26 protein-coding genes are annotated in these 23,039 nt (G+C 64.9%); 15 read left to right on the top strand and 11 right to left on the bottom strand.

Annotated elements, in window-relative coordinates; genetic code table 11:
* Positions 1-171 precede the first annotated feature (171 nt).
* On the bottom strand, positions 172-477 hold the full coding sequence (locus tag IEW02_RS05510; RefSeq protein ID WP_188543631.1) for a hypothetical protein: 306 nt from the start codon (positions 475-477) through the stop codon (positions 172-174).
* Between the two features lie 98 nt (positions 478-575).
* On the opposite strand from IEW02_RS05510, the gene IEW02_RS05505 reads away from it, so the two are divergent.
* Complete coding sequence (locus IEW02_RS05505) at positions 576-905, top strand: YnfA family protein (RefSeq protein ID WP_188543630.1); 330 nt, start codon at positions 576-578, stop codon at positions 903-905.
* A 1-nt stretch (position 906) separates the two neighbouring features.
* On the opposite strand, the gene IEW02_RS05500 is transcribed toward IEW02_RS05505, so the two are convergent.
* Complete coding sequence (locus tag IEW02_RS05500; RefSeq protein WP_188543629.1) at positions 907-1,314, bottom strand: hypothetical protein; 408 nt, start codon at positions 1,312-1,314, stop codon at positions 907-909.
* A 155-nt stretch (positions 1,315-1,469) separates the two neighbouring features.
* On the opposite strand from IEW02_RS05500, the gene IEW02_RS05495 reads away from it, so the two are divergent.
* Positions 1,470-1,943, top strand: a complete 474-nt coding sequence (locus tag IEW02_RS05495) for a hypothetical protein (RefSeq protein WP_188543628.1) — start codon at positions 1,470-1,472, stop codon at positions 1,941-1,943.
* 40 nt (positions 1,944-1,983) lie between these two features.
* On the opposite strand, the gene IEW02_RS05490 is transcribed toward IEW02_RS05495, so the two are convergent.
* From IEW02_RS05490 to IEW02_RS05475, 4 genes are read right to left on the bottom strand one after another with little or no spacing between them, the layout of a single operon-like run.
* Positions 1,984-3,057 carry an AAA family ATPase gene (locus IEW02_RS05490; protein WP_229745785.1) on the bottom strand — a complete coding sequence of 358 codons (1,074 nt, stop codon included), beginning with the start codon at positions 3,055-3,057 and terminating at the stop codon, positions 1,984-1,986.
* The gene (pnuC, locus tag IEW02_RS05485; RefSeq protein WP_188543627.1) at positions 3,054-3,677 is read right to left on the bottom strand and encodes a nicotinamide riboside transporter PnuC; all 624 of its coding nucleotides are present in this window, start codon (positions 3,675-3,677) and stop codon (positions 3,054-3,056) included. The genes IEW02_RS05490 and pnuC overlap by 4 nt, the downstream gene beginning before the upstream one ends.
* Positions 3,674-4,177, bottom strand: coding sequence for an O-acetyl-ADP-ribose deacetylase (locus tag IEW02_RS05480; protein ID WP_188543626.1), 504 nt, complete (start codon positions 4,175-4,177; stop codon positions 3,674-3,676). The genes pnuC and IEW02_RS05480 overlap by 4 nt, the downstream gene beginning before the upstream one ends.
* Positions 4,174-5,064 carry an ADP-ribosylglycohydrolase family protein gene (locus tag IEW02_RS05475; RefSeq protein WP_188543625.1) on the bottom strand — a complete coding sequence of 297 codons (891 nt, stop codon included), beginning with the start codon at positions 5,062-5,064 and terminating at the stop codon, positions 4,174-4,176. Before IEW02_RS05475 ends, IEW02_RS05480 begins: the two co-directional genes overlap by 4 nt.
* Before the next feature lie 54 nt (positions 5,065-5,118).
* On the opposite strand from IEW02_RS05475, the gene IEW02_RS05470 reads away from it, so the two are divergent.
* The 3 genes from IEW02_RS05470 to IEW02_RS05460 are packed head-to-tail and all read left to right on the top strand — an operon-like array spanning position 5,119 to position 6,648.
* A complete protein-coding gene (locus IEW02_RS05470; protein ID WP_188543624.1) occupies positions 5,119-5,778 on the top strand; it encodes an NUDIX hydrolase in 660 nt (219 codons plus the stop codon).
* A 1-nt stretch (position 5,779) separates the two neighbouring features.
* Positions 5,780-6,397: a type 1 glutamine amidotransferase gene (locus IEW02_RS05465; protein ID WP_188543623.1), complete on the top strand. Its 618-nt coding sequence runs from the start codon at positions 5,780-5,782 to the stop codon at positions 6,395-6,397.
* Positions 6,394-6,648: a hypothetical protein gene (locus IEW02_RS05460; protein ID WP_188543622.1), complete on the top strand. Its 255-nt coding sequence runs from the start codon at positions 6,394-6,396 to the stop codon at positions 6,646-6,648. The genes IEW02_RS05465 and IEW02_RS05460 overlap by 4 nt, the downstream gene beginning before the upstream one ends.
* A gap of 7 nt (positions 6,649-6,655) precedes the next feature.
* Here IEW02_RS05460 and IEW02_RS05455 read toward each other — a convergent pair whose 3' ends face one another.
* A complete protein-coding gene (locus IEW02_RS05455) occupies positions 6,656-8,938 on the bottom strand; it encodes a helicase-associated domain-containing protein (RefSeq protein ID WP_188543621.1) in 2,283 nt (760 codons plus the stop codon).
* Positions 8,939-9,167: 229 nt separating this feature from the next.
* Between IEW02_RS05455 and IEW02_RS05450 the strand changes: the two genes are divergently transcribed.
* Together IEW02_RS05450 and IEW02_RS05445 are read left to right on the top strand one after the other, a co-directional pair.
* Positions 9,168-9,425: a type II toxin-antitoxin system Phd/YefM family antitoxin gene (locus tag IEW02_RS05450; RefSeq protein WP_188543620.1), complete on the top strand. Its 258-nt coding sequence runs from the start codon at positions 9,168-9,170 to the stop codon at positions 9,423-9,425.
* The gene (locus tag IEW02_RS05445) at positions 9,422-9,826 is read left to right on the top strand and encodes a PIN domain-containing protein (protein WP_188543619.1); all 405 of its coding nucleotides are present in this window, start codon (positions 9,422-9,424) and stop codon (positions 9,824-9,826) included. The genes IEW02_RS05450 and IEW02_RS05445 overlap by 4 nt, the downstream gene beginning before the upstream one ends.
* Here IEW02_RS05445 and IEW02_RS05440 read toward each other — a convergent pair.
* Positions 9,823-10,365 carry a TetR/AcrR family transcriptional regulator gene (locus tag IEW02_RS05440; RefSeq protein WP_188543618.1) on the bottom strand — a complete coding sequence of 181 codons (543 nt, stop codon included), beginning with the start codon at positions 10,363-10,365 and terminating at the stop codon, positions 9,823-9,825. The two genes, IEW02_RS05445 and IEW02_RS05440, sit on opposite strands and share 4 nt — an antisense overlap.
* Before the next feature lie 93 nt (positions 10,366-10,458).
* Between IEW02_RS05440 and IEW02_RS05435 the strand changes: the two genes are divergently transcribed.
* Positions 10,459-11,478 (top strand): aldo/keto reductase, encoded by a 1,020-nt coding sequence (locus IEW02_RS05435; protein WP_188543617.1) that lies wholly within the window; start codon positions 10,459-10,461, stop codon positions 11,476-11,478.
* Positions 11,479-11,546: 68 nt separating this feature from the next.
* On the opposite strand, the gene IEW02_RS05430 is transcribed toward IEW02_RS05435, so the two are convergent.
* Both IEW02_RS05430 and IEW02_RS05425 read right to left on the bottom strand, forming a co-directional pair.
* Positions 11,547-12,629 (bottom strand): SDR family oxidoreductase, encoded by a 1,083-nt coding sequence (locus IEW02_RS05430; protein WP_229745783.1) that lies wholly within the window; start codon positions 12,627-12,629, stop codon positions 11,547-11,549.
* Positions 12,626-14,515 carry a flavin-containing monooxygenase gene (locus IEW02_RS05425; RefSeq protein WP_188543616.1) on the bottom strand — a complete coding sequence of 630 codons (1,890 nt, stop codon included), beginning with the start codon at positions 14,513-14,515 and terminating at the stop codon, positions 12,626-12,628. The genes IEW02_RS05430 and IEW02_RS05425 overlap by 4 nt, the downstream gene beginning before the upstream one ends.
* 133 nt (positions 14,516-14,648) lie before the next feature.
* On the opposite strand from IEW02_RS05425, the gene IEW02_RS05420 reads away from it, so the two are divergent.
* The 4 genes from IEW02_RS05420 to IEW02_RS05405 are packed head-to-tail and all read left to right on the top strand — an operon-like array spanning position 14,649 to position 18,613.
* Positions 14,649-15,299 carry a nitroreductase family protein gene (locus IEW02_RS05420; RefSeq protein ID WP_188543615.1) on the top strand — a complete coding sequence of 217 codons (651 nt, stop codon included), beginning with the start codon at positions 14,649-14,651 and terminating at the stop codon, positions 15,297-15,299.
* Positions 15,300-15,324: 25 nt separating this feature from the next.
* Positions 15,325-16,875 (top strand): class I adenylate-forming enzyme family protein, encoded by a 1,551-nt coding sequence (locus tag IEW02_RS05415; protein ID WP_188543614.1) that lies wholly within the window; start codon positions 15,325-15,327, stop codon positions 16,873-16,875.
* Positions 16,872-17,483 carry a TetR/AcrR family transcriptional regulator gene (locus tag IEW02_RS05410; RefSeq protein WP_229745782.1) on the top strand — a complete coding sequence of 204 codons (612 nt, stop codon included), beginning with the start codon at positions 16,872-16,874 and terminating at the stop codon, positions 17,481-17,483. Before IEW02_RS05415 ends, IEW02_RS05410 begins: the two co-directional genes overlap by 4 nt.
* Positions 17,480-18,613 carry a serine hydrolase domain-containing protein gene (locus IEW02_RS05405; protein WP_188543613.1) on the top strand — a complete coding sequence of 378 codons (1,134 nt, stop codon included), beginning with the start codon at positions 17,480-17,482 and terminating at the stop codon, positions 18,611-18,613. The genes IEW02_RS05410 and IEW02_RS05405 overlap by 4 nt, the downstream gene beginning before the upstream one ends.
* Positions 18,614-18,617: 4 nt before the next feature.
* Here IEW02_RS05405 and IEW02_RS05400 read toward each other — a convergent pair whose 3' ends face one another.
* The gene (locus tag IEW02_RS05400; protein WP_188543612.1) at positions 18,618-19,358 is read right to left on the bottom strand and encodes an SDR family oxidoreductase; all 741 of its coding nucleotides are present in this window, start codon (positions 19,356-19,358) and stop codon (positions 18,618-18,620) included.
* 85 nt (positions 19,359-19,443) lie between these two features.
* Here IEW02_RS05400 and IEW02_RS05395 point away from each other — a divergent pair, with 85 nt between their 5' ends.
* From IEW02_RS05395 to IEW02_RS05385, 3 genes are read left to right on the top strand one after another with little or no spacing between them, the layout of a single operon-like run.
* Positions 19,444-19,983 (top strand): TetR/AcrR family transcriptional regulator, encoded by a 540-nt coding sequence (locus tag IEW02_RS05395; RefSeq protein ID WP_188543611.1) that lies wholly within the window; start codon positions 19,444-19,446, stop codon positions 19,981-19,983.
* 33 nt (positions 19,984-20,016) lie between these two features.
* On the top strand, positions 20,017-20,778 hold the full coding sequence (locus IEW02_RS05390) for a TetR/AcrR family transcriptional regulator (RefSeq protein WP_188543610.1): 762 nt from the start codon (positions 20,017-20,019) through the stop codon (positions 20,776-20,778).
* Complete coding sequence (locus IEW02_RS05385) at positions 20,778-23,033, top strand: ATP-binding cassette domain-containing protein (RefSeq protein WP_188543609.1); 2,256 nt, start codon at positions 20,778-20,780, stop codon at positions 23,031-23,033. The genes IEW02_RS05390 and IEW02_RS05385 overlap by 1 nt, the downstream gene beginning before the upstream one ends.
* Positions 23,034-23,039 lie beyond the last annotated feature (6 nt).

Raw genomic sequence — 23,039 nt, 5'->3', positions numbered from 1 at the left:
ACGCCTCGCCGACCCAAGCGCCGCGTGCACCCAGATCGGCCAGGGACGTAGCAGCCGAACCGGCTTCGACATCGAGCTCGTCGGCTGTGTCGATCGCTGCGCGAGACCCAGCGATCGCCGCCTCTGGTTGCCAACCGGCCACGACAGTGCGCGTCCACCCACCACTGGTGATCATGAACCCGTGTCGACAACGGTCAGCGACTCTGCGAAAGAGTGGTCCCCGACGTCGTAACTCCGCGCGGACTGCGCGATCGCCGAGCCGAGCACGTCGAGCTCCCTGGCATGCGCAATGACCGATGCGCAAATACGCTGGTGCGCGATCTCGATGGCAGTCTGCAACGCAGAACCTTCGAGGACGCCCGTAGGAAAGGCCATTCGGCCCGCGACCTCGATGGCGCGGCTCGCGTCGGCGAAGCGCTGCGCCGACGTGCGCAGTTCGTCGGTACGTGCGCCGATCAGTCCTTGCATCTCGCCCATAGCCCCCATCCGGTCGTCTCGACTATTGGACGCACGAGATGCGGGATCGGTTCCGCCGCGGAGGTTACGGTGTGGGCCATGAGTTCCGAAGCCGCACGATGACCGTCGCGCGTTCGATCGCCCTCTTCCTCGTCGCTGCCGTGTTCGAGATCGGCGGCGCATGGCTCGTGTGGCAAGGCGTGCGAGAACACAAGGGCTGGTTGTGGATCGGGCTCGGAATTATCGCGCTTGGCGCCTACGGTTTCGTGGCGACCCTGCAGCCAGACGCCAACTTCGGGCGCATCCTCGCGGCGTACGGCGGTGTCTTCGTCGCCGGCTCCCTGCTGTGGGCGATGGCTCTCGACGGGTTCAGACCGGACCGCTACGACACAGCTGGGGCCTTGATCTGTCTGGTTGGTGTCGGCGTGATCATGTACGCGCCGCGGTAGATCAGGCGGCGAAAGCGCAAGCGGCGCACAGTACTGCGCCACCGAGGCGGACGCCGTCCGCGAATCGCAGCCGCCGCATCAGGACCTCGTTCCGCCCGTCTCGTTCGAGGCGTCCGTGGGTGGGAGCTGCCACGAGCGCTGTGGTGAGGGCAGCGATCGCGGCGCCCGCCACGCTGGTCAACGTCAGAGCGTCGTACGGGCCGGACACCAGCACCCAGAGGCACGCAGCTGCGAGCAGTAGGTAGAACGGGGCGACGATCATCGTGATCCGCCGCGAATGGGCGTCGTGCGCACGCGTCCAGTCCGCGTCTGGCACCTCCGCCAGCGCCGGATACACGACACCGGTCACCACCAACTGAAACCCCAGGTGCAAGGCGCCGGCAGCAAGGAGCGCTTCGGCTGCGGTCATGCCCCGAGTATGCCGTTGGGGCAGCGAAATCAATAACGGCCACGTCGCAATCGAACAACAGGATGCTTTCCATAACGAAACTCCGACCCAGGACCAATGTACGAACTGTTAGGTTCGGGCCCGTCACCAGAGATGTGCATTTCGGCAGGAGGGCCATGAACAAGCATCCGATTGTCAGCCGCTCACTCGTCGTCTCCGGCCTACTCGCCGCAGCGATGGGCTTGGGAGCCGCGCAGGCCAGCGCACAGGACTTCTACTACTCGCCGCAGCAGCGGATCTACACACTGGCCGAGGTGCCCCAATGCGGCGCTGGAACCGTCGACGTGAATGTCTCGAGTGGTTTCGCACCCAACGAAGTTCATGCGAACTTCACCACCCACCTGTACAGCCCGGCATGGGTGGGTCTTGCCAACTACGAGTGCTTCCTGACGATCTACGCCGACTGGGTCAACCGCGAGACCGGCGCACGCGGGACCGCCGAACACCGCGTGGCGAGTTGGCGATTCCAAGGCCCGAACGTGGCGAACCCCTACATGGACATCGATACGGGCGTAGGACCGGTCACAGTGACGTTCAGGACTGATACCGCGCACGCTCCGAGTCCCACCTTCGAGGTGCCGGCGCGTTGACACAGCCTCCAACTCGAACGCAGGTCAGGCAGTTACAACTTCACGTCGCCGTTGGGTCGGCGGTGATCTGAGTCAGCGGATCCGCGAACGTCATCCGCCGCCCCACCTCTTGCTCCGCCACCCTGATGGCAAGGTTCATCCGCTCCTCGTGACTGCCGGTGAGCAGGACCCACGACCGTCCGCTGCGAGTCAGGGCGTCGATGAACCATCCCGTCATCTCGGCCCTCACATGCTCGCCGTCACGAATCCCGTCCTGCACGAACGGAACTCCTTCGTGATCGGTCACCAGATAGATTGCCGACTGGTCTTCGGCTACGGCACAGTGTGATTCGCCGCCGAGGTAGCGGCGCTCCCAAACCGTCGTCGCGAATGCGTCGGTGTCGCAGATCAGCACGGGCGATCCGCGTCGCGCGGCAGCGTCCTCCATAGCGGTTTGGGTCTTGGCGATCCGCGCGAAGTCGTCACCGGTCCAGACGATGTCGTCGACAGACCCTGTCCTTTCGGCCTTGTCGAGCGTGTCCTGGCGACCGAACTCCGGCACCCACTCGGTCCGAGGCCAGCGGGTGCGAAAGTGTTCGGCCAGAGCGCGACTGACCGTTGTCGTACCCGTCGACTCGGCTCCGAGAACCACGATGCGCGTCGTCAATCCGGCTCGTGCGGGAGCGTCGATCAGATCCCAGGACCCGGCCAGGTCGGTGCGGCACCGTGTCCCCGACACCGGAAAGGCACTGCGCTGCAGATCGAACGGCACATGACGGGCGTCGAACCACCGCGCCAACTCCTCCCCGTACGGCTCGCTCGACACCACCGCATCGACCAGCACGTCCGTCACCGGCCTCACCGCCGCACGCATGCACGCCACCTGCGCCGCCCACACAGCGCGGGAGTTGTGGTCGATCGGCGCGTCGCACACGATGCCGGTGATGGTGACGGTGGCGTCGTCCGCGTGCGATTCCGTCATCCACGCCACTCGATCGTGAAGCGAGATCGACTCCACCGCAGACGACATCACCACGACGGTGACCCGATCGGCCACCGTCGCCGCGAAGCGCACCATCGCGTGATGCCCGACGTGCGGGGGGTAGAACTTGCCGATGATCAGTGCGTGCGTCACACCGTCACCGCCTCACGTTCCGTGTTCATCGACCGTGTCCAGGCCCGCAGTCCGCCGACACAGAGTGCGATGAACCCGAGGTACAGGACGCCGGTCAGGATCAGGTCCTTGTACAGATACAGCGGCACGTAGATGACGTCGGCCGCGATCCAGAGGAACCACGACTCGCGCCGCTTCTTGATCTGTCCCCACGTCGCCAGGAGTGACAGCGTCGTGGTGACGGCGTCCCAGAACGGCACGATGGACGACGTTGCGTTGTCCAGGAACCAGGTCATGACAGCGGTGGAGATCATCCCGATCAGCACCAACCACAACCACTCTCGACGAGTGGTGGACGTGACCACCAGCGGACCCCGGTCGCCGCCGCGGATCCACGTGACCCACCCCCAGAGTGCGAGTGCGATGTAGACGAATTGCAGTGCGGTGTCTGCGAAGAGGCCGGCGCTGAAGAACAGCAGGACGAACGCGACGTTGTTGGCGATGCCGATCGGCCAATTCCACACCGACTGCCGCGCAACGAGATACACACACAGCGCTCCGGTGGCGAAGCCGATGATCTCGACCCAGGACGTCGGCGCCCCGAACGAGGTGAAGGCCGTCGAACCCAACCACTCGATCATCGGACCATCTTTTCGGTCAGGTCAGCGATGTCACGGGAGAACGCAACAAGGGTGACCAGGTCGACGGACACGTCCGCGGTCTTGACGGCCCGCACTTGCGCGGCAACGGCGTCGTACATCGGCCAACCGTACGACCCACCCGAGATGAGCGGGAAGGCAACACTGCTCAGACCCAGGGATCGAGCCAGCACCAACGACCGCTGGTAGGCAGCGACCAAGTCCGCAGTGCGATCCTCGTGCGGCGAAAACTTCGGACCGACAGTGTGAATGACCCACTGAGCCGGCAACCTCCCGGCCGTCGTGGCCACGGCGGCACCGACATCGAGGCCGCGGGGCAAGGTCGTCGCGCGCAGCAATTTGCAGGCATCGAGAATGGACGACCCACCGGCGCGGTGGATGGAACCGTCGACGCCCCCGCCGCCCATCAGGGATGATTTCGCCGCGTTGACGATGGCGTCGGCTCGGAATTGGGTGATGTCGGCCCGTACTACGTCGATCATGATGTTGCTCCTGTCAGTGTGTCGGTCAGCGCGGCCAGGTCGGCCGCGTCGTAACCGGGGTAGCCGTGGACCTTTCGAGTCCACTCGTCAGGGATCGCGGACGCGCCCCACCGCGCGCCGAGCAGTCCGCCGGCGATGGCTGCGGTGGTGTCGGTGTCGCCGCCCGCCCGAACGCAGAGTTCGAGCGACTCGGGCAGGGAGCTGCCGTTGGTGATGGCCCACCACGCGGTCTGCAGCGCGTGGACCACCCAGCCGTTGTTGGCGAAGTCCGTCGGCACACCGGTTTCGGCGGCGTCGAGGAGCGGGCGCCAGAAGTCGTCGGTGTCTGATCTGTCGAGGTAGAGGCCGATGCCGTCGTACGAACCGTGGAGCACCGCATGTCGGATGGCGAACGACCACATCTCGCACGCCTCACCCGCTCTCGGATCCGAGTGGGTGAGAGCACTGATGCTGTTCGCGGCCTGGATGCAGCCGTTTTCGTCGTCGAGGTAGGCGAGCGCAACGGGAGCGGTGCGCATCAGCGATCCGTTTCCTCCGGTGCGGCCGGTCAGAGACGACGCGACGGCCGTCATGTCCGAGGCCGATCTGCTGCGGCGGCTCAGGACCGAACGCGTCTGGTTGCCGATGTCTGCGGGGTTCGTGTCGTACCAGGCGCCGAACTGCTGGGCGACGCCGTCGAGGCCGGTCCCGTCGGCCAGGGCCCTCGCGACGCAGACTGCCATCGACGTGTCGTCGGTCCATTCTCCCGGTGCCCAGTCGAACGGGCCGCCGCCGATCATGTCGATCACGACGTCGGCTGCCGGATGGGTGAATTCGTACCCGGCGCCCAGCGCATCGCCTACCGCCGTCCCGAGGAGGACTCCCTGTGCGCGGTCGTTCTGGTTCATGTCGTTACCCCTTAGCGTGATTGTGCGCTAACTATAGATCAGAAATGAGATAACATGCAACACATGGATCTCACCGACTTCCCTCGACCGTCGGTGGCCGTCGACGTCGTGGTGCTGACCGTCGTCGACGACGGTCTGTACGTGGTGACGGTCGACTCGCCGTTCGGAACCGCACTGCCCGGGACGTTCCTCCACGAAGGCGAGAGATTGCACGACGCCGCCGCCCGGGCGCTGTCGGCCAAAGCGGGAATCGAGGGGCTCGACTTCCACCAGGTGGGGATGTTCGACGACCCCCGTCGCGACGACCGGGGCTGGGTGCTGTCGATGGCGCACGTGGCCGCAGTCGCGTTCGACTCGTTGCCGGACGTCGGTCTGGTAGCGGTCGAGTCCGGCTCGCCGACAGAAGGATTGGCGTTCGATCACTCGGAGATGGTGGTGCGGGCTCTGCATGACCTGCAGGCAACGTACGCCGACCATGCAGACCCGGGATTCTTGTTGGGGGATGCGTTCACTCTGCTCCAGTTGCGTCGGCTCTACGAAGCGATCTACGACCGCGAGTTGCCCAAGGACACCTTTCGTCGGCAGGTGATCGACGGTCTCGTCGGGACCGGCGAGACCACGTCGGCGGGCGGCGGGAGGCCGGCGGAGCTGTACGAGCGGAAGCCGGATGCGCAGTTGCCGCGGACGGCGGCGGCGTTGTTCAGGGGGCCGTGACATGTGGTTGGTCGTCCAGCACGTCGAATCCGACCTGAGCACGACTTTGGCCGAGGTATTTCAGTCCGCGGGGATCGAACCCACCGTCTGTCGGCCCTTCCTCGGCGACGATCTGCCGCCCGCCGATTCACTGACCGGCCTCGTTGCACTCGGCGCACCCGGCGGAGCGGCCGACGACGACACCCCGCATCTCGTACGCGAGCGAGACCTGTTGTTGCATGCCGTCTTGCGTGAGACTCCCGTGCTGGGTATTTGCTTCGGTGCACAGCTTCTCACCGTCGCCCTGGGTGGTTCGGTCCAGCGTGCGGCGCATCCGTCGACGGGTCCCGGGGAGGTCTACATGGCCGACGGGACCACCATGCCGGTCATGAACTGGCACCGCGACGAGTTCGTCCCGCCACCGGGATCGACGGTGCTCGCTCGCGACGGTCACGGCGACCCGCGCGCATTCTGGTTCGGCCGCAACGCATACGGCTTCCAGTTCCACGCCGAGGTCGATGCGACGCTGGCAGGGCAGGTCGAGCTGGACGCCGGAGCTTCGTTTCCCGATAGCATCGTGAACACCACCATCGACGCCGGTCGCGCGCTGCTGACCCGGTTGATTCAGGAGTCCACATGAGCGAACACGACCTCGACACGCTGAAGGCTCGCTTCAATGGCGGTGATGCGGAAGCCATCGACGAATTGATCGAGATCGCCGGCGAGGAAGGTGACGCTGACGAACTGCGTCGTCTCACCGATCTCGGCTACAACGACGCCGCGGATGTTCTGATCGAGCTTGCGACGGAACGTACCGACCTCGCCGAACTACAGCGGCTCGCGGACGGGGGGAACCAGACGGCGGCCGACGTTCTGGACGAACTGACCTGACGCCCTGTCAGACCGGTGTGATCACGCCCGGTTCGACCACCTCGTACCGCCCTCTGTCGACGTTCCACAGCTGTATCGCGCCGTCACGCACGCATGCACTGTGAACCAGGTGCACATCCCCGTCGTATTCGACCACTGTCGGGGTGCCGGCGAGGAATTGATACCTGTCGCGCATCATCGGGAAGCCGCCGAGCAACCGCGCGTCATCGTGACTCGAATCGGCAGAAAGCTCGTGCACGTCGACGAGATGCGCCGCCAACACCATGGGGTCGGCAGTGAAGGTCGCGTCGTCGAATCGGGCGTCTCGGTAGTCGATCTCTCCCGGAGCGTCGGAGGCGAGAGCGCTTCTGTCGAGCTTGATCTCGCCGGATCCGTCACGCTCGACGGGTGCGTATCCAGCCTCGCGTAAAGCCTCGAGTGTTCGGGCGGCCGAGACGGCAGACCCCACCACCGTCGGCGCCAGAACGACCAGCCCGAGCTTGCTCAACCGTCGATTGGCCGCCACTTCGCGCAGAAGGGGTTCGTCGTCGGACACGATCACGGAACCGACCTCCCGCACGCTGACGCCTCCGTGAGTACGAGCGACATCGCGAATCAAATACTCCAACGCCTGCGGCACCCCCGACTCCGAATATCGCCTCAGATCGGCCAATAAGTCGTCGGCGTTGGCACCGCGATCGAATGCTGCACGCACGCTGCCTTTTCCGAACCTCCAGGTGGTGGCCGAACCAGTGGACTCACGCGATGCAACGTCGTCGAGAAACTGAGACAATCCCGATTCGGGCGGGCCGAAGACCACGGCCGTCAGGTCCGCGCCGATCACGGCCTTGGCGTGAGCACCCGACACGAGCTCTGCAACAACAGGGTTGACGTCGCTGCCCAGCAGTAGAGCGCGTCCGACGGACGTGACGGCGCCGAACGCCAATGCCCCGAGCATCTCCGCCTCCGTCCGGATGAACGGTGACAGCAACTCGATGTCGCCAGGGTGCATGAACGGTGCGTACCACGTGACTGCGTCGCTCACCTGTCCGTGGTTCACGGCACCCGCCCCCTCCGGGACGCCCCCATAGGTCTGCACCACGGTGTGTCGAACACGTTGCGGCGGGGCATATTCGACGCGCTCGCGTGCGTCGCTTCCACCGAGCGCCATGGAGGGCGATGTCCACCACTCCGTCAGTAGGCTGCTTGCCCGCACCGCGGTATCCGCCGCGAGCCACATCGATGCGACGTCGCCGGCCTCGAGCGTCGCCGGGCCCTGCACCTTCTTCCGGCGACCCGCCGGTGGTGGTGGCTCGACCGCGACTAATAGATACAGCGCTTCGGCCAGATGGAACGCCATCACCACTTCGTCGGTGTGGAAGCCGAGGTCCTTGGCGAATTGCTTCACCGTTCGCACACCGATCTCACCGGACTTCAGCAGCGTAATGGGCGCGCCGGCTACGGACTTCACAATGCGTGCAACGCATTCGGCGAACCGCAGCAGTTTGGTCGCGGATTCGGCCTCGAGTTGATCGGTGGGTATCGGCCGCGTCTCGAGGCGAGGGGGTTCCGGCGCAAAGGGAAGTGTGTAACCGTCGCCGAGCAGTGCGAGGGTGACTTCGAGCGGCATCCACGCGCGGTCGTCGCCCACCCACCAGAGCAATCCGCGGTCGACGGACCACCGACCCGCCGCATTCGTCATGTAGCCCTGGTATGCGGTGCCTGCGCCGGATCGCGCGCACTCGCCGAGCAGTTGCTGTTCGGCGGACGTGGCGGTCGCGACAAGGTCGCGGACAGCAGCACCGTCCTCGTAGAAGGCGATCAGACGATCCACGACGTCTTGCTTAAACCCGTCCCCACGGACCGACAACGTCGCAGCGATGGTGCGGAGTCGTGCCAGCGACTGTCGGCCCAGCATGACGCCTACTGGCTCGCCCAGATTCGGTCTCATCGGGTAGGTCGCCGGGAGAACAACGCGGTCGTCTTCGTCGATCCACAGAATCAATGCCGCTGTGAGCTCGTCGACGATGGATCTCACCGTGTCGGTACCCGCGCCGAGCCATGCGGCAACGGATTCGACGCTGCTCGCTCGCCCCAGCCGCCTGTCGAGAACGACGGCGCTGATGACGCTGACGTGCGGAGCCGGCTGGCGGAGGAACGCGTCGGCGATCGATTCCGGCTCGCTCAGCCGAGCCGACAGGTCCACGAGGTCCGACGGCCACGGCGCCATCAATATTCCGCGTCGGGTCAGGACGTCGGCCAGCTGCGCGACGTCGAGCGTCGTCAAGCGGTGGTGGATGAGCTCGGACATGGATTCAGGGTAGGGCGGATGCACCGGTGCGCCCATCCGCGAGCATCTCCTGGTCTCGCGAGCGCTGTGTCGGGCACTCCGGCGTCCACGCAGATCTCGGATGCGGAGGACGTCCCCGCGGGGACGCTTTTCTTACCAACGATGTGGACAGATTCCGGCTCCAATCAGTCCGCATGGAGGAGCCTGACCGAAAGGTAGATATTTATCTACAACTCGCTACGATGGGCTGATGAAATCCATCACTGTCGCGCAACTCCGCCAGAACCCCACCGCGGCACTCGACGACCTGGAGAACGGTGAGGAATACATCATCACCCGACACCGGAAAGAGGTGGGGAGGCTCGTTCCGCCGAAAAGGCGCGTTCCTGTCACGGCGGAGCGGGCTGCGTCCGTCTACGCTGCGTCACCACTGGACGGTTCCTGGTCGATCGAGGTCGAACGGGACCGTAGTGACGACGTTGTCGAAAACCCCTGGGAACGGATGTGATTGCCCTACTCGACACGAATATTCTTATTGCCTCGACCACCGAGGGAGAGCAACTACCTGACCTGACAGGCTTCGATGACCTGGTAGTGAGTTCCCTTAGTTACTCCGAGCTACGCATGGGCATCGCCTCCACGACCGAGCTGCGTCTCTACCGGCAGCGCGAGGCACGGCTGTCCGAGATCGTGTCGGTGTATGGGGACGGCATCCCTTACGACGATGCAGCCGCGACCTGTTATGGCGCAATCACTACCGCGGTCGCGGACAGGGGTGGATTGCCGAAGGCAAGGCGCATGGACCGAATGATCGCCGCTACGGCCTTGCTACACAACTGCGCGCTGATCACACGCAACATCAGGGACTTCAGCGACATTGCCGACATGGTCGAAGTGATCCAGCGCTAGCGGATTCGCAGCCCCTGCAACAAGACCCCCACCATCCGGCGCGCGTCGTACTGCGAATCGTCGGTGGCCCCGAAGCACAGGTTTCCGACTGCCCGCATCAACTCGATGGGCTGCTGATCGTCGACGATCTCCCCCGCGTCGGCTGCTGCGGTCAGCAGATCGCCGCACACCGGTACGAGCGTGTCGACGAAGTACCGGTGCAGGCCTTCGGTGTCGGCATGCATCGCCTCGGGCAGACCGTGTTTCGTGGCCAAGAAATCGACGTACATGTCGACCCACGCCGTCAGCGCGTCGAACGGGCTCGTTTTGTCCGCCAACAGGATCGGACCGGCCTCGGCGCACGCCACGACCTGGTGACGAAAAACGGCCAGGATGAGGTCGCCCCGCGTCGGGAAGTGTCGGTAGATCGTTGCGACGCCGACCCCGGCCTTCGCCGCGATCTCACGTACGGGCGCGTCGACACCCGAGCCGACGAACACCGCCGCCGCCGCGTCCAACAGGGCCGCTTCGTTGCGACGGGCGTCCGCTCGCTTCTGCACGTCGCCTCCTTGTCAAACGGAACATGGTTCCGTACGTTGGTTATCGGAACCATGTTCCGCTTATTCACGATAGACCACCGGCAGGAGAACGCCATGCAGTACCGCACGCTCGGACGCACCGGAGTCAAGGTCAGCACGCTGTGCCTCGGCGCTATGAACTTCGGAGCCATCGGCAACACCACGCAGGACGACGCCACCGCCATCGTCGACGCCGCCCTCGACGGGGGGATCAACTTCATCGACACTGCCGACATGTACAGCCAGGGCGAGTCGGAAGAGATGGTCGGCAAAGCCATTTCGGGGCGACGAGACGACATCGTGTTGGCCACCAAGGTCTTCAACCCCATGGGCGACGAACGTAACCACCAAGGCAGCTCACGCCGCTGGATCGTCACTGAGCTCGAGAACAGCCTGCGTCGGCTCGACGTCGATCACGTCGACCTCTATCAGATCCACCGCTGGGACCCCACGACAAGCGACGACGAAACACTGTCCGTGCTGACAGATCTGCAGCGTGCCGGCAAGATTCGCTACTTCGGCTCGTCCACGTACCCGGCATACCGCATCGTCCAGGCGCAGTGGGCAGCGCGCGAAAACCATCTCAGCCGGTTCACCACCGAGCAGCCGCAGTACTCGATCCTGCAGCGCGGCATCGAATCCCACGTTCTTCCGGTCACGGAGGAATACGGGATGGGTGTGCTGGTGTGGAGTCCGCTGGCGGGAGGCTTCCTGTCCGGAGCGATTCGTGCGGGGCAGGAGAGCACCACGAATCGCGCGAAGCTCATGCCCGAGCGTTTCGGCGCCGATACCCCTTCCGGTAAAGCCAAACTGGACGCGGTGGAGAAGCTGGTCACCGTGGCCGAAGACGCCGGGCTCACGCTGATTCAGCTTGCGCTCGGATTTGCGACTGCGCACCCCGGTGTCACGAGCGCCATCATCGGACCTCGCACCGTCGACCATCTCCATTCACAGCTGGCCGCGGCAGACACGGCCCTGTCCAGTGACGTACTGGACAAGATCGACGAGATCGTGGCTCCCGGACTCGATCTGACGCCCGGTGGCAACTTCGACACCCCGCCGTCCCTGCTCGACGCATCGCTGCGTCGGCGGTAGGCGGCTGCGCCACCCGGGTGTGAAAAGGAGTCCTCCAGCACTCTTTTTCACACCCGTGTGCGAAGCGCCTAAGGGATGATCTTCTCCGCACGGTACCGCTCGACCTGCTCCGCGAAACTGTCCGGGGTGGAACGGAATCCGAGAAAACCGGCCTTCTTGCTCTTCGTCATATCGGTGAGGCATTCGAGGTCACGCCCGAGGTCACCGTCGGTATGCCACCACGACGCCAACCGGGTGACGTCGGATTCGATCAGACCGTGCTTGTCGGCAATTGTCTTCCACGTCTCGGCGGCGTCGCCCATCCGTGCGTCGAGCGGCCGCGGTTCGTCCTCGAACCCGACCGGCTCGACGCCGAACATTTCGGCGATCTGCGGCCACAGCCAACGCCAGCGGAAGACGTCGCCGTTGGCGATGTTGAACGCTTCGTTCGCACCCTTCTCGTCGGTCGCAGCCCAGATCATCTGCTCCGCGAGGAGACCGGCGTCGGTGACGTCGGTCAGCCCGTCCCATTGCGTCTCGGAACCGGGAAAGATGAACGGCTGATCGGTCTCTCGGCAGATGGTGGCGTAGACCGACAGCGTGAGCGCCATGTTCATCGCATTGCCCACTGCGTACCCGAAGATCGTGTGCGCGCGGTGCACGCTCCAGGTGAAACCCAGACGCTCGGCGCCGGCGAACAATTCGTCTTCCTGCGCGTAGTAGAAGTTGGGCGCGTCGAGACGCGGCTCGTCCTCGTGGAACGGCGTTTCGGCGGAGACGGAAGTGCCGTAGTCGTCGAACGGCCCCAGGTAGTGCTTGAGCCCGGTCATCAGGGCGACGTGCTTGACCGACTTCTCCTCGGCGAGCGCGTCGAACGTGTTGCGCAGCGTCGCCGTGTTCACCTCGATGTTCTTCGCTTCGCTGTCCTGCATCATCCACGCGGTGAAGAACACGGCCTCCGGCCTGGTGCCGCGGAGCGCGTCGCGCATGCCCTCGGCGTCGAGTAGATCTGCGGTGACCACCTCGACCCCGTCGACGGGCAGGGATGTCTGACGGGACAGGCCGTAGGTGGTCCACCCGGCCTCGACCAGTTGGCGACAGATGGTTTGGCCGGAGATGCCGGTCGCGCCGACGACGAGTGCACGCCGTGGTTCATCGGGAATTGTGTTCACTGTGTCGAGGCTACGGACATCTTCGGCTCCACCGTGAAATCGTCCAGGTCCGCCTGACGCGTCATGGACCAGTAATCGACGATGCGCCACGGCAGCGTCGACACCACGCGGCCGGCGTCGTTGCGGTACCAGTTGTCCATGCCGCCGTGAGTCCAGATCATGGTCGAATGCGCGTCGTCGTGCTTACGCACGTACTCGGTCTCGACATCGGGCTTGCACTCGACGGCGCCGATCCGATTGTCCGACATGCTGATCAGTAGATCGACGATGTAGCGAACCTGGCACTCGGCGATGGTGATGTAGCTCCCGCCGTGACCCAGCACGGTGCCGGGACCGCACGTCAGGAACAGGTTGGGGAAGCTCGGCACGGTGATCCCGAGATACGCGTGTGCGTCCTCCGGCCCCCACACCTCGCGGATGGACTTACCCGATCGGCCACGCACATCGATGGGTGTCAGCAGCTTGTGTGTCTCGAAACCTGTTGCGAGGATGACGATGTCGACCTCGGTCTCGACACCGCCCCGTGCGATCACCGAAGTGGGTGTGATTTCCGCGACGGCGTCGGCAACCAGGGTGACGTTGTCGCGCCGAAGCGCTGCGTACCACCCGTTGTCGAGCAGCATGCGCTTGCCGAACGGCGGGTAATCGGGGACCGACTTCTCGATGAGATCGGGGCGGCCCTCGAGCTCCTTCTCGATGTAACGAGTGAAGACTCGGCGGTGGGCGTCGTTGATGGCGTTGACCGAACGCTCAGGGTGATCCCACTCGGGGTCCACCTGCAGCGACGGGTGCACCCGATCGTTGAAGTTCCACGCGAGCCGCGCCCGGTACCAGAGCCGGTACAGCGGGACGGTCTCCATCAGAAAATTGACGTCGTCGCCGATCTCGCTGAAGTACACGTCCGTCGAGGACACCCACTGCGGCGAACGCTGAAACACGGTCGCGTGCGCCACCTTCGGCGCAATCGCCGGAAGCACCTGCATCGCACTGGCGCCCGTGCCGACGATTGCGACCCGCTTGCCGGTGAGGTCGAGATCGGCGGGCCACTCGGCAGTGTGGAAGATCGGACCGTCGAACGTGTTCAGGCCCTTGATGATCGGCAGCTTCGGCTTGTTCAGCTGACCTGTCGCGGTGATGACGACGTCGGCCGTCAGGACCTCACCGTCGACGGTCGTGACGGTCCATCCTTGCCGGGCATCGTCGTACACCGCAGTCGACACTTCGGTGTCGAATCGGATCCGATCGCGCAGACCGTGTTCGGACGCGACGTCGCTGAGGTACTGCCACACTTCGTCACGCTTGCCGAAATGCGTGTTCCACGCACGCGGCGCGAAGGAGTACGAGTACAGATGGCTGGGAGTATCGACTCCTGCACCCGGATAGGTGTTCTCGAACCATCCGCCACCGACGTCGGAATTCTTTTCCAGAACGACGTGGTCGATGCCGGCCTCGTGCAGCTTGATCGACGCCAGCATGCCCGACACTCCGGCACCGATCACGATGGCAGACAACGCATTCGGTTCGGCGTGACGCACCTCGGGAACGCGGAACCCCATGTCCTCGGCGATCATCGCGGCGAACTCGGGCGGCACGGATTCACCGACGGCGGCGCTGATCATCTCGACGAGTTGGTCGTCGGACGGATTCGGGACTGCGATTGCTCCCGCCAGCACGGCATCGAGCGCAGCCGCACGAATGCGCTCGGCCGTCGCCTCGTCGAATCCACCGTCGTCGTTGTTGTCCATTCCCCGGCTGCGGGTGGGGAGGTACGGATCGGACAGCCACGTCCGGTCTGCGGTGAGTTGATAGAGGACGGCCACGAGCGTCGGCATGTTCGCCGACGTCAGGGCGTCGGCCAGCCGTTCACGGTCCACTCTCGCAGTCATTCACTCAACTAACCACGGTTAGCCGTAACTCCGCAAGGGTTCGTCTGATCTGCACATTCTCCTTGACAATGTGGGCTGCACCACACAATGCTGCACATCAGAACCTAACAGCGGACAGGCGAGAGGAATCACCATGGAGCTCAGCGAGGCAATGCGAACCACCGGCACGTGTCGGCGGTACCTCAGTGATCCAGTCCCCGACGAGGTGTTCCATGCCGCGTTCGACGTGGCCCGCTTCGGGCCACAGGGTGGTAACCGCCAGCCGGTGAAGTGGATCGTCGTCCGCGACGCAGCGCGCAAGCAGGCGCTCAGCGACCTCTACCTCCCCATGTGGGACGCGTACTTCGCCGGCATCACCGGCGGCACCGTGTCCGTCGGCGCATTGCCGAAGACCGTGCAGGACGCCGACTACTTCGCCCGCCATCTGGCGGAGGTTCCTGCCATCGTCGTGGTCTGCGCCGCTCTGGACGGTCTGCATCCCACCGACAACGAACTCGGCCGCCTCTCCGTCGTCGGCGGTGCGTCCATCTACCCGACCATGCAGAACTTCTGCCTGAGCCTGCGCGAACAGGGCGTCGCGACCGCGGTCACCACGCTTCTCTGCCACGAAGAACCGGCCGTGCGCGAGTTGCTCGAGATCCCCGACGACTACATCACTGCCGCGCACATCGCCGTCGGCTACCCGGAGAAGTCGTTCCCCACCAAGCTGACCCGTGATCCGGTCGAGCAGATCGTCTCCCTGGAGACGTTCTCGCAGCCGATGTTCCAGACCGCCTCGGTCTGATCCGACTTCTCTACAGGAGACATTCGTGCCCGCTATCGCCCCCCATCATCGTTCATCCATCGGTCGCGCGACGATAGGCGATCAGCTTCGTCGGCACGCTCGCACTCAGCCGGACAAGGTCGCCTTCATCAGCTACGCCGCTGACGGCACCCGTTCGGTGACCACGTACGGCGAACTCGATTCGTGGGCAAACCGATTCGCCAACCTCCTCGTCGATCTCGGCGTCAAGCCGGGTGATCGAGTGGCGTCGATGGCACGCAACAGCGTCGACGTCGTGGTGGCGTACTACGGCACACTCAAGGCGGGTGCCGCGTTCACGGGCATCAACGTGATGTACCGCGCTGCCGAGATCCGTCACCAGCTCGAGCACGCCGAACCTGTTGTGGTCGTGACCGATCCGGCGTTCGGTGATCTCGTGAACTCCGTCAAGCCCGACTCGACGACGGTGGTGACGTTCGGGGCACACTACGACGAGCTGACCGCGCAGACACCGACGTCGGAGCCCGACGTCCACATCGACGAGAACGACGTCGCCATGGTCATCTATACCTCCGGCACCGAGGCGGCGCCGAAGGGCGTGATGATCCCGCACCGGAACTTCCTGATCTCGACGGCGCCCGCGTGGAGTTGGGGTCTGCGCACCGGACCCGAGGACACGTGGCTGTTCGTCATGCCCTTCCACACGATCGCCGGCCTGGGGTCGATGACCACGCTGACGTTGATGGGCGCCACGCTCGTGCTGCCGGCGACCGTGGACCCGGCGCAGTCCCTGACCATCATTGCCGACGAGAAGATCTCGGTGATCGCGCAGACGCCGACGTTCTACCTCGCACTGGCGCGCGATCCGAGCTTTGGCCCCGACGCCGTCGGACAGGTGACGCGCTGCCTCACCTACGGCGGTCAGGTTGCGCCGCTGACCATCAGCGCATGGGCCGAAGCGGCACCGGACGCCATCTGGGGGACGTACTGGGGCCAGTCCGAATTGTCGCAGCTGGGTTCGGTCGGGTGGTTCACCACGCTCGACGACATTCCCGGCGGCGACGCGTCGTGGATCGGAAAGCCGGTCACTCACCTCGAGATCAAGGTGGTCGATCCGGACGGCAACGAGGCCGAGATCGGCGAATTGCTCTGCCGTACGCCGTCGGTGATGCTCGGTTACTTCCGCGACGAGGCACGCACCGCCGAGGTGTTCCGCGACGGCTGGGTGCACACGGGCGACATGGTGCGTCTGGACTCCGATGGCAACATGTTCTTCTACGATCGTATGAAGGACATGATCAAGTCGGGAGGGATGAACGTGTCGTCGCAGGAGGTCGAGCGTGCCATCCACGCGCACCCGGACGTGTTGCGCGCAGCGGTGGTCGGAATGCCCGATCCGTACTGGTCCGAGGCGGTGACCGCCTTCGTCATTCCGCGTGACGGCGTGACCGCCGATCCGGAGTCGATCATCGAGCACTGCCGCTCCGCACTGGCGTCGTACAAGGCGCCGAAGACGGTGCACATCGTCAGTGAGTTGCCCGTCGACGCGCAGGGGAAGATCCTCAAGCGGGAGTTGCGCACATCGGCGGCGGTGTGAGTCAACCGGCTCAGTTGCCGCGGCAGGCGCGTACTCTGCAGCGTCGCAACGATATTGCGGCGAGTGCGGCTGCGATCTTCGCCCGCGACGGTTACCCCAACGTGGGGATGCGCGACATCGCCGACGCCGTCGGCATCAAGGGAGCCAGTCTCTACCATCACTTCCCGTCGAAGGAAGACATCCTCTTCGCCATCTGCCTGACCGTCACTCGGGAACCGGCCGACGAGACCCTCCCCCTGCTCGACGCCCCGGGAACGCCCACCGAGCGACTGTCATCCCTGGTGCGAGCGCATCTCGTTCACCTGAACCGTCGACGGGTGGAATACGTTGTCGGACTGCACGAGTTGGCGTCGCTGACAGCGGAGCATCGCGACGTGATCGAAGACTACCGTCGGCAGTACCAGCGGCGCGTCCGTGACGTGATCAACGCCGGCATCCGTAGCGGTGAGTTCACGGTCCCCGACGCGAGGATTGCGTCCTTCGCGATCACGGACATGCTCAACGGCATCGCCAGCTGGTTCCACGACGGCGGCGAGCTGACCATCGACGACGTCGCCGACCACTACGTCGAACTGGCGATCAATCGACTCCTGGGAGGTAACACATGAACGTCGAAGGGTACTGCGCACCCGAGTTCGGCGGTGTCCGAGAAGCGTTGGCATCGAACATCTCCGATGACATCGAGCTCGGAGCCTCCGTCGTCGTGGACATCGACGGCGAACGGGTGGTGGACATGTGGGGCGGGCATCGCGACGTCGACCGCCAGGTGCCGTGGACAACGGACACCATCACCAACGTGTGGTCGACGACGAAGACCGTCACGAACCTCGCCGCTCTGATGCTGATCGACCGAGGCCTGGTGGACGCCTTCTCTCCGGTCGCCAGGTATTGGCCCGAGTTCGCTGCAGAGGGCAAAGGCGACATCGAAGTTCGGCACCTGATGTCGCACACCTCGGGAGTATCGGGGTGGGACGGGCCGTTCACGACCGAGGAGATGTACGACTGGGAGACCTCGACGTCGAAACTGGCCGCCCAGGCACCGTGGTGGCCGTCGCGCACGGAGTCGGGATACCACGCCGCGAGCCAGGGACACCTGATCGGCGAACTGGTCCGGCGCGTGACAGGACAGTCGTTGCGGCACTTCGTCGCCGAGGAGATCGCCGGACCGCTGGGTGCGGACTTCGGTATCGGTGCGGCAGAGCAGGACTGGCCCCGCATTGCCGACGTGGTTCCGCCGCCTCCACCGACCGGTGACGAGGTACCCGATCCGCTGCTGGTGCGGCGTAAGACGTTCCTCGGTCCGTTGATCAACGCAACATCGGCCAACACCCCGGCGTGGAGAAACGCAGACATGGGGGCGCTGAACGGCCACGGTAATGCTCGCTCGGTCGCCCGCATTCTGTCGGCAGTCTCCCGCGGCGGAACCGTCGACGGTGTGCGCCTGCTCGGACCCGACACCATCGACCTGATCTTCAACGAGCAGAGCAACGGCGTCGACCTCGTGCTCGGTGTCCCGCTGCGCTTCGGCATCGGTTTCGCTCTGCCGCAACGCAATACGGTCCCGTACATTCCGGACGAGAAGATCTGCTTCTGGGGCGGCTGGGGCGGCTCGCTGATCGTGATGCACCCGGACACCAAGATGACCTTCTCCTACATGATGAATCGCATGGGGCCGGGCATCATCGGGTCGGAGCGGGCCGGGCAATATCTGACGGCGACGTACGAGGCGATGAGGTAGGCGGTTACCCCTGCACCGTCGGCCGCACCGTGATGTCCCCGATCTCGACGTCGGCGGGCTGCTCGATGGCGAAGGCGATGGCACGTGCGACAGCCTCCGGTGCGATGGCGAAGTGCTCCATGCTGCGCCGCACCGCCTCGCGCGTCTCGGGGTCGTCGACCGAATCGGCCAACTCGGTGCGCACGTACCCCGGGTTGATCGACGTGGTGCGGAGCATTCCGTCCGTGGATTCCTGACGCAGGCCCTCCAGCAGCGTCCTCACCGCATTCTTCGTTCCTGCGTACACCGCTTGTGTCGGAACGATTTTGAGCCCGGATGTCGAGACCGTAGTCACCAGATGACCGTGTCCCTGGCGACGAAATACCGGCATGGCCGCAGCGATACCGTTGAGGACCCCGCTGACGTTGACGTCGATCATCGCCGACCACGCGTCGACATCCAGATCCTCCATCGGGCCGATCTTGGCGATGCCGGCGTTGCTCACCAGAACATCGACCCGACCGAACGTCTCGACACCGTGATCGACGAACGCCACGAGGTCGGCGCGCTGGGTGACGTCCACTGCGCGCAGGTCGGCTCGCCCTCCCGAGGCTCTGATGTCGTCGACGATTGTCTGCAACCGGTCCACACGCCGCGCACCCAGCACGACCGCAGCTCCCCGCTCCGCCAGATGCCGTGCGGTCGCCTCGCCGATGCCGCTGCTCGCGCCTGTGATGGCCACGACCTTGCCGTCGATGTTCGTCATGACTTCCTCCTCTAAAGTGGACACGTGTCCGTCTATCCGACCGTACCGGACATGTGTCCGCTTAGCTACCCACCCAGGAGCCCTGATGGCCCGTGCCGACGCCACCGAGAACCGAACGCGCATCGTCCGGGCCGCGCGGGATCTGCTCGGGAGCTCCGAGGAGTTCAAGCTGAACGCCGTGGCGAAGGCGGCCGGCGTGGGCCAGGGGACGCTCTATCGGCACTTCCCTACCCGCGAAGCGCTCCTGTCCGAGGTGTACCGCAAGGACGTGGACGATTTGATATCGGCGGCGCCGACGCTACTGGCCGCCCACGAGCCGGTGGAGGCGCTCCGACTGTGGTTCGACGGTGTCGCGGAGTACGCCGAAGTCAAGCGTGACGTGTTCGCTGCGGTGGAAGACGCGGTGTGGCAAGACCTTTCGGCCCACAGTCTCGGACCCATCGGCGACGCGATCAGCCGGTTCCTCGAGGCCGGGAAAGCTGACGGGTCCCTCCGGTCCGACGTGGACCCGCGCGATGTGATCCTGCTGATCGGATACCTGACACGGGTTCGGCCCGACGAGTGGGAGTCCCGCTCCCGCCGCCTGCTCGGCGTGGTGCTCGATGGGCTTCGCTCTCGACCGTAGTCAATCCGTACAACGTACGGTACGTTGTACCCAATGCAGCCGGATCAAGCTCGCCTCATCCCCCTCCTCTGGGCTCCCCGCGACCGCACCTCGCGCACCGGGCTGAGCATCGGCGCCATCACGGCTGCCGGTGTCGCGATCGCCGACCGCGCCGGCTTGGGTGCGGTCACGATGCGCGCTGTCGCCGACGAACTGTCCGTCGGCACCATGTCGCTCTACACCCACGTGCCGGGCAAGCCCGAATTGATCGCACTGATGCGCGACTCCGTGGACCACGAGTGCTACGCCGACGGGGTCCTGCCGGCGTCGTTCGACGGCTGGCAGGAACGGTTGCGGCACATGGCTCGTCGCAACTGGGAGTCGTGTCTGCGACACCCGTGGCAGCTCGACATCTCGCCGACCGTGTCCTCGACCCTCGGGCCCGGCGTCGTCGGCAAGTACGAGACCGAACTCGGCGGAGTCGACGGGATCGGACTCGACGACGTCCAGATGGACATGGCCGTCGCACTCGTGCAGAGCCACGCCTCCTCCTCGGCCCGGTGGTACCTGGGTGTGCACGGCGCAACCGGCGGCGCCATGACCGAGGACGAATGGTGGGAGTCGATGCAGAACGAATGGCAACGCGTCGAACCCGTTCTGGCCCTGGCGATGAACCGCAACGACTATCCACTTGCATCCCGCGTGGGTGCCGCGTCGGCGCAGGCGTACGAGGGTGCCGACGCCGAGGCACTGTTCCGATTCGGGCTCGACCGCATCATCGACGGACTCACCGCACTGATCGAAGGAGGACACTGATGTCGTTATCCACCATCATGATTCGAGGCGCGCGCGAGAACAACCTGCGCGGTGTCGATCTCGACCTACCCAAACGCAAGCTGGTCGTGTTCGCCGGCGTGTCCGGCTCCGGAAAGTCGTCCCTGGTCTTCGACACCATCGCCGCCGAGGCTCAGCGACAGATCAATTCGACCTTCACCGCCTTCGCACAGACCTTCCTCCCGTCGTACGGCCGTCCCGACGCAGACCTCATCGCCAACCTCTCCGCGGTCGTCATCGTCGACCAGAAGCGATTGTTCGGCGGCCCGCGCTCCACGGTCGGCACCATCACCGACATCGGCGACTGGTTGCGCATGCTCTGGTCGCGGGGAGTGTCCCCGTCCATCGGATACGCGAACGCCTTCTCGTTCAACGACCCCGCGGGCATGTGCCCCGAATGCGGCGGCCTGGGCGAGGCCAAGATCATCGACATGGCCGAGCTCGTCGACGAGTCGAAGTCGTTGCGCGAGGGCCCCTTCAAGCACCCCGACTTCCTACCCGGCAAGTGGCCCTACCGCATCTTCGCCGACTCCGGACTGTTCGATCTCGACGTACCCGTCGAGCAGTACTCCGCACGCGAGCGCCACCTCTTCTTCGACGCCAAGCCCGGCGAAGTCGAAATGGCGAATCCCGACGCCCTGATGAAGACGTTCGAGGGCATCGTCTCGCGGTTCCGTCGAAGCTACCTCTCCAAAGACGCCGACGCCCTCAAGGGCAAGTCCAAGGAGGCGTTCGACCGCATCGTCACCCGCGGCACGTGCATCGACTGCGGCGGCACCCGTTACAACGAGACCGTCCGCGGCGCCACGTTGGAAGGGCTCTCCATTCCCGACGCATTCGCGATGCAGGTCTCCGATCTCGCCGACCGGATCGAGGGATGGAAGCTGAAGGATCTCGACGGACCGAAGTCCGAGATCGTGACCCAGCTACGGCGTTTGGTCGATCTGGGCCTGGGCTACCTCAGCCTGGATCGGGCGACGTCGTCGTTGTCCGGCGGTGAGTCGCAACGCATCAAAATGGTCCGCCACCTCGGCGCCACGCTGAACGACATGCTCTACGTGTTCGACGAGCCCACCACCGGGCTGCATCCGCGCGACGTCCATCGGCTCGACGACATGCTGCTTGCGTTGCGAGACAAAGGAAACACCGTGCTCGTCGTCGAGCACGATCCGGAAGTGATGGCCATTGCGGACCACATCGTCGAAATCGGACCCGGGGCAGGAAAGTCCGGCGGCACCGTCGTCTTCGAAGGGACGTACGCCGACTTGACCCGCGCAGACACCCGCACGGGTTCCGCGCTCCGGCGTGACGGGTCGTCGATCCGTGAGCCACGGACTGCGACGGGATGGGTGTCGATCGTCGACGCGAACACTCACAATCTGCGCAATGTCAGCGTCGACATCCCCCTGGGCATCATGACCGCGGTGACAGGCGTTGCGGGCTCCGGCAAGTCGAGCTTGATCCACGGACACCTGCAGGACGCGGCACCCGACGCCGTCATCATCGATCAGGCGCCGATCCGCGGATCCCGTCGCTCCTCCCCCGCCACGTACACCGGACTGCTCGAACACATTCGGGCACATTTCGCGAAGAGGACCGGAAAGCCCGCATCACTGTTCTCCCCGAACTCCGACGGCGCTTGCCCCGACTGCCAGGGCAGCGGCGTCATCTTCACCGATCTCGGGTTCACCGATCCAGTGACCAGCATGTGCGAGACGTGTCAGGGCAGACGCTTTCGCTCGGGTGCGATCAAGTACACCGTCGACGGGATCAGCATCGCGGACGTCTTCGAGATGTCCGTCGACGATGCCGTCGGGTTCTTCGAGGTCAAGAAGATTCGCGACATTCTGAGCCGGTGCGTGGACGTCGGACTCGGGTATCTGTCTCTGGGGCAGAACTTGTCGTCGCTCTCGGGCGGTGAGCGGCAGCGACTGAAACTGGCGACGGAACTGGTGGGATCGTCGCCGATTCTGGTACTCGACGAGCCGACCACCGGCCTGCACCCGTCGGACGTCGCGAATCTCATTGCCCTGTTGTCGGGCATGGTCGACGAGGGGCGGACGGTGATCGTGATCGAACACAATCTCGACGTGGTGGCGGCAGCGGACTGGGTCATCGACCTCGGGCCGGACGGGGGTCACGACGGCGGACAGGTGGTCTTCACGGGAACAGTCGCCGCGCTGGTCGAGAGTCCCACCCACACCGGGACTTACCTGAAGAAGACATTGGGCGGATAGTGCGAC

The sequence above is a fragment of the Rhodococcoides trifolii genome, from assembly GCF_014635345.1.
Classification (GTDB): domain Bacteria; phylum Actinomycetota; class Actinomycetes; order Mycobacteriales; family Mycobacteriaceae; genus Rhodococcoides; species Rhodococcoides trifolii.
The sequence above is the reverse complement of the archived record's forward strand: the minus strand, read 5'-3'. Positions and strand labels throughout refer to the sequence as shown.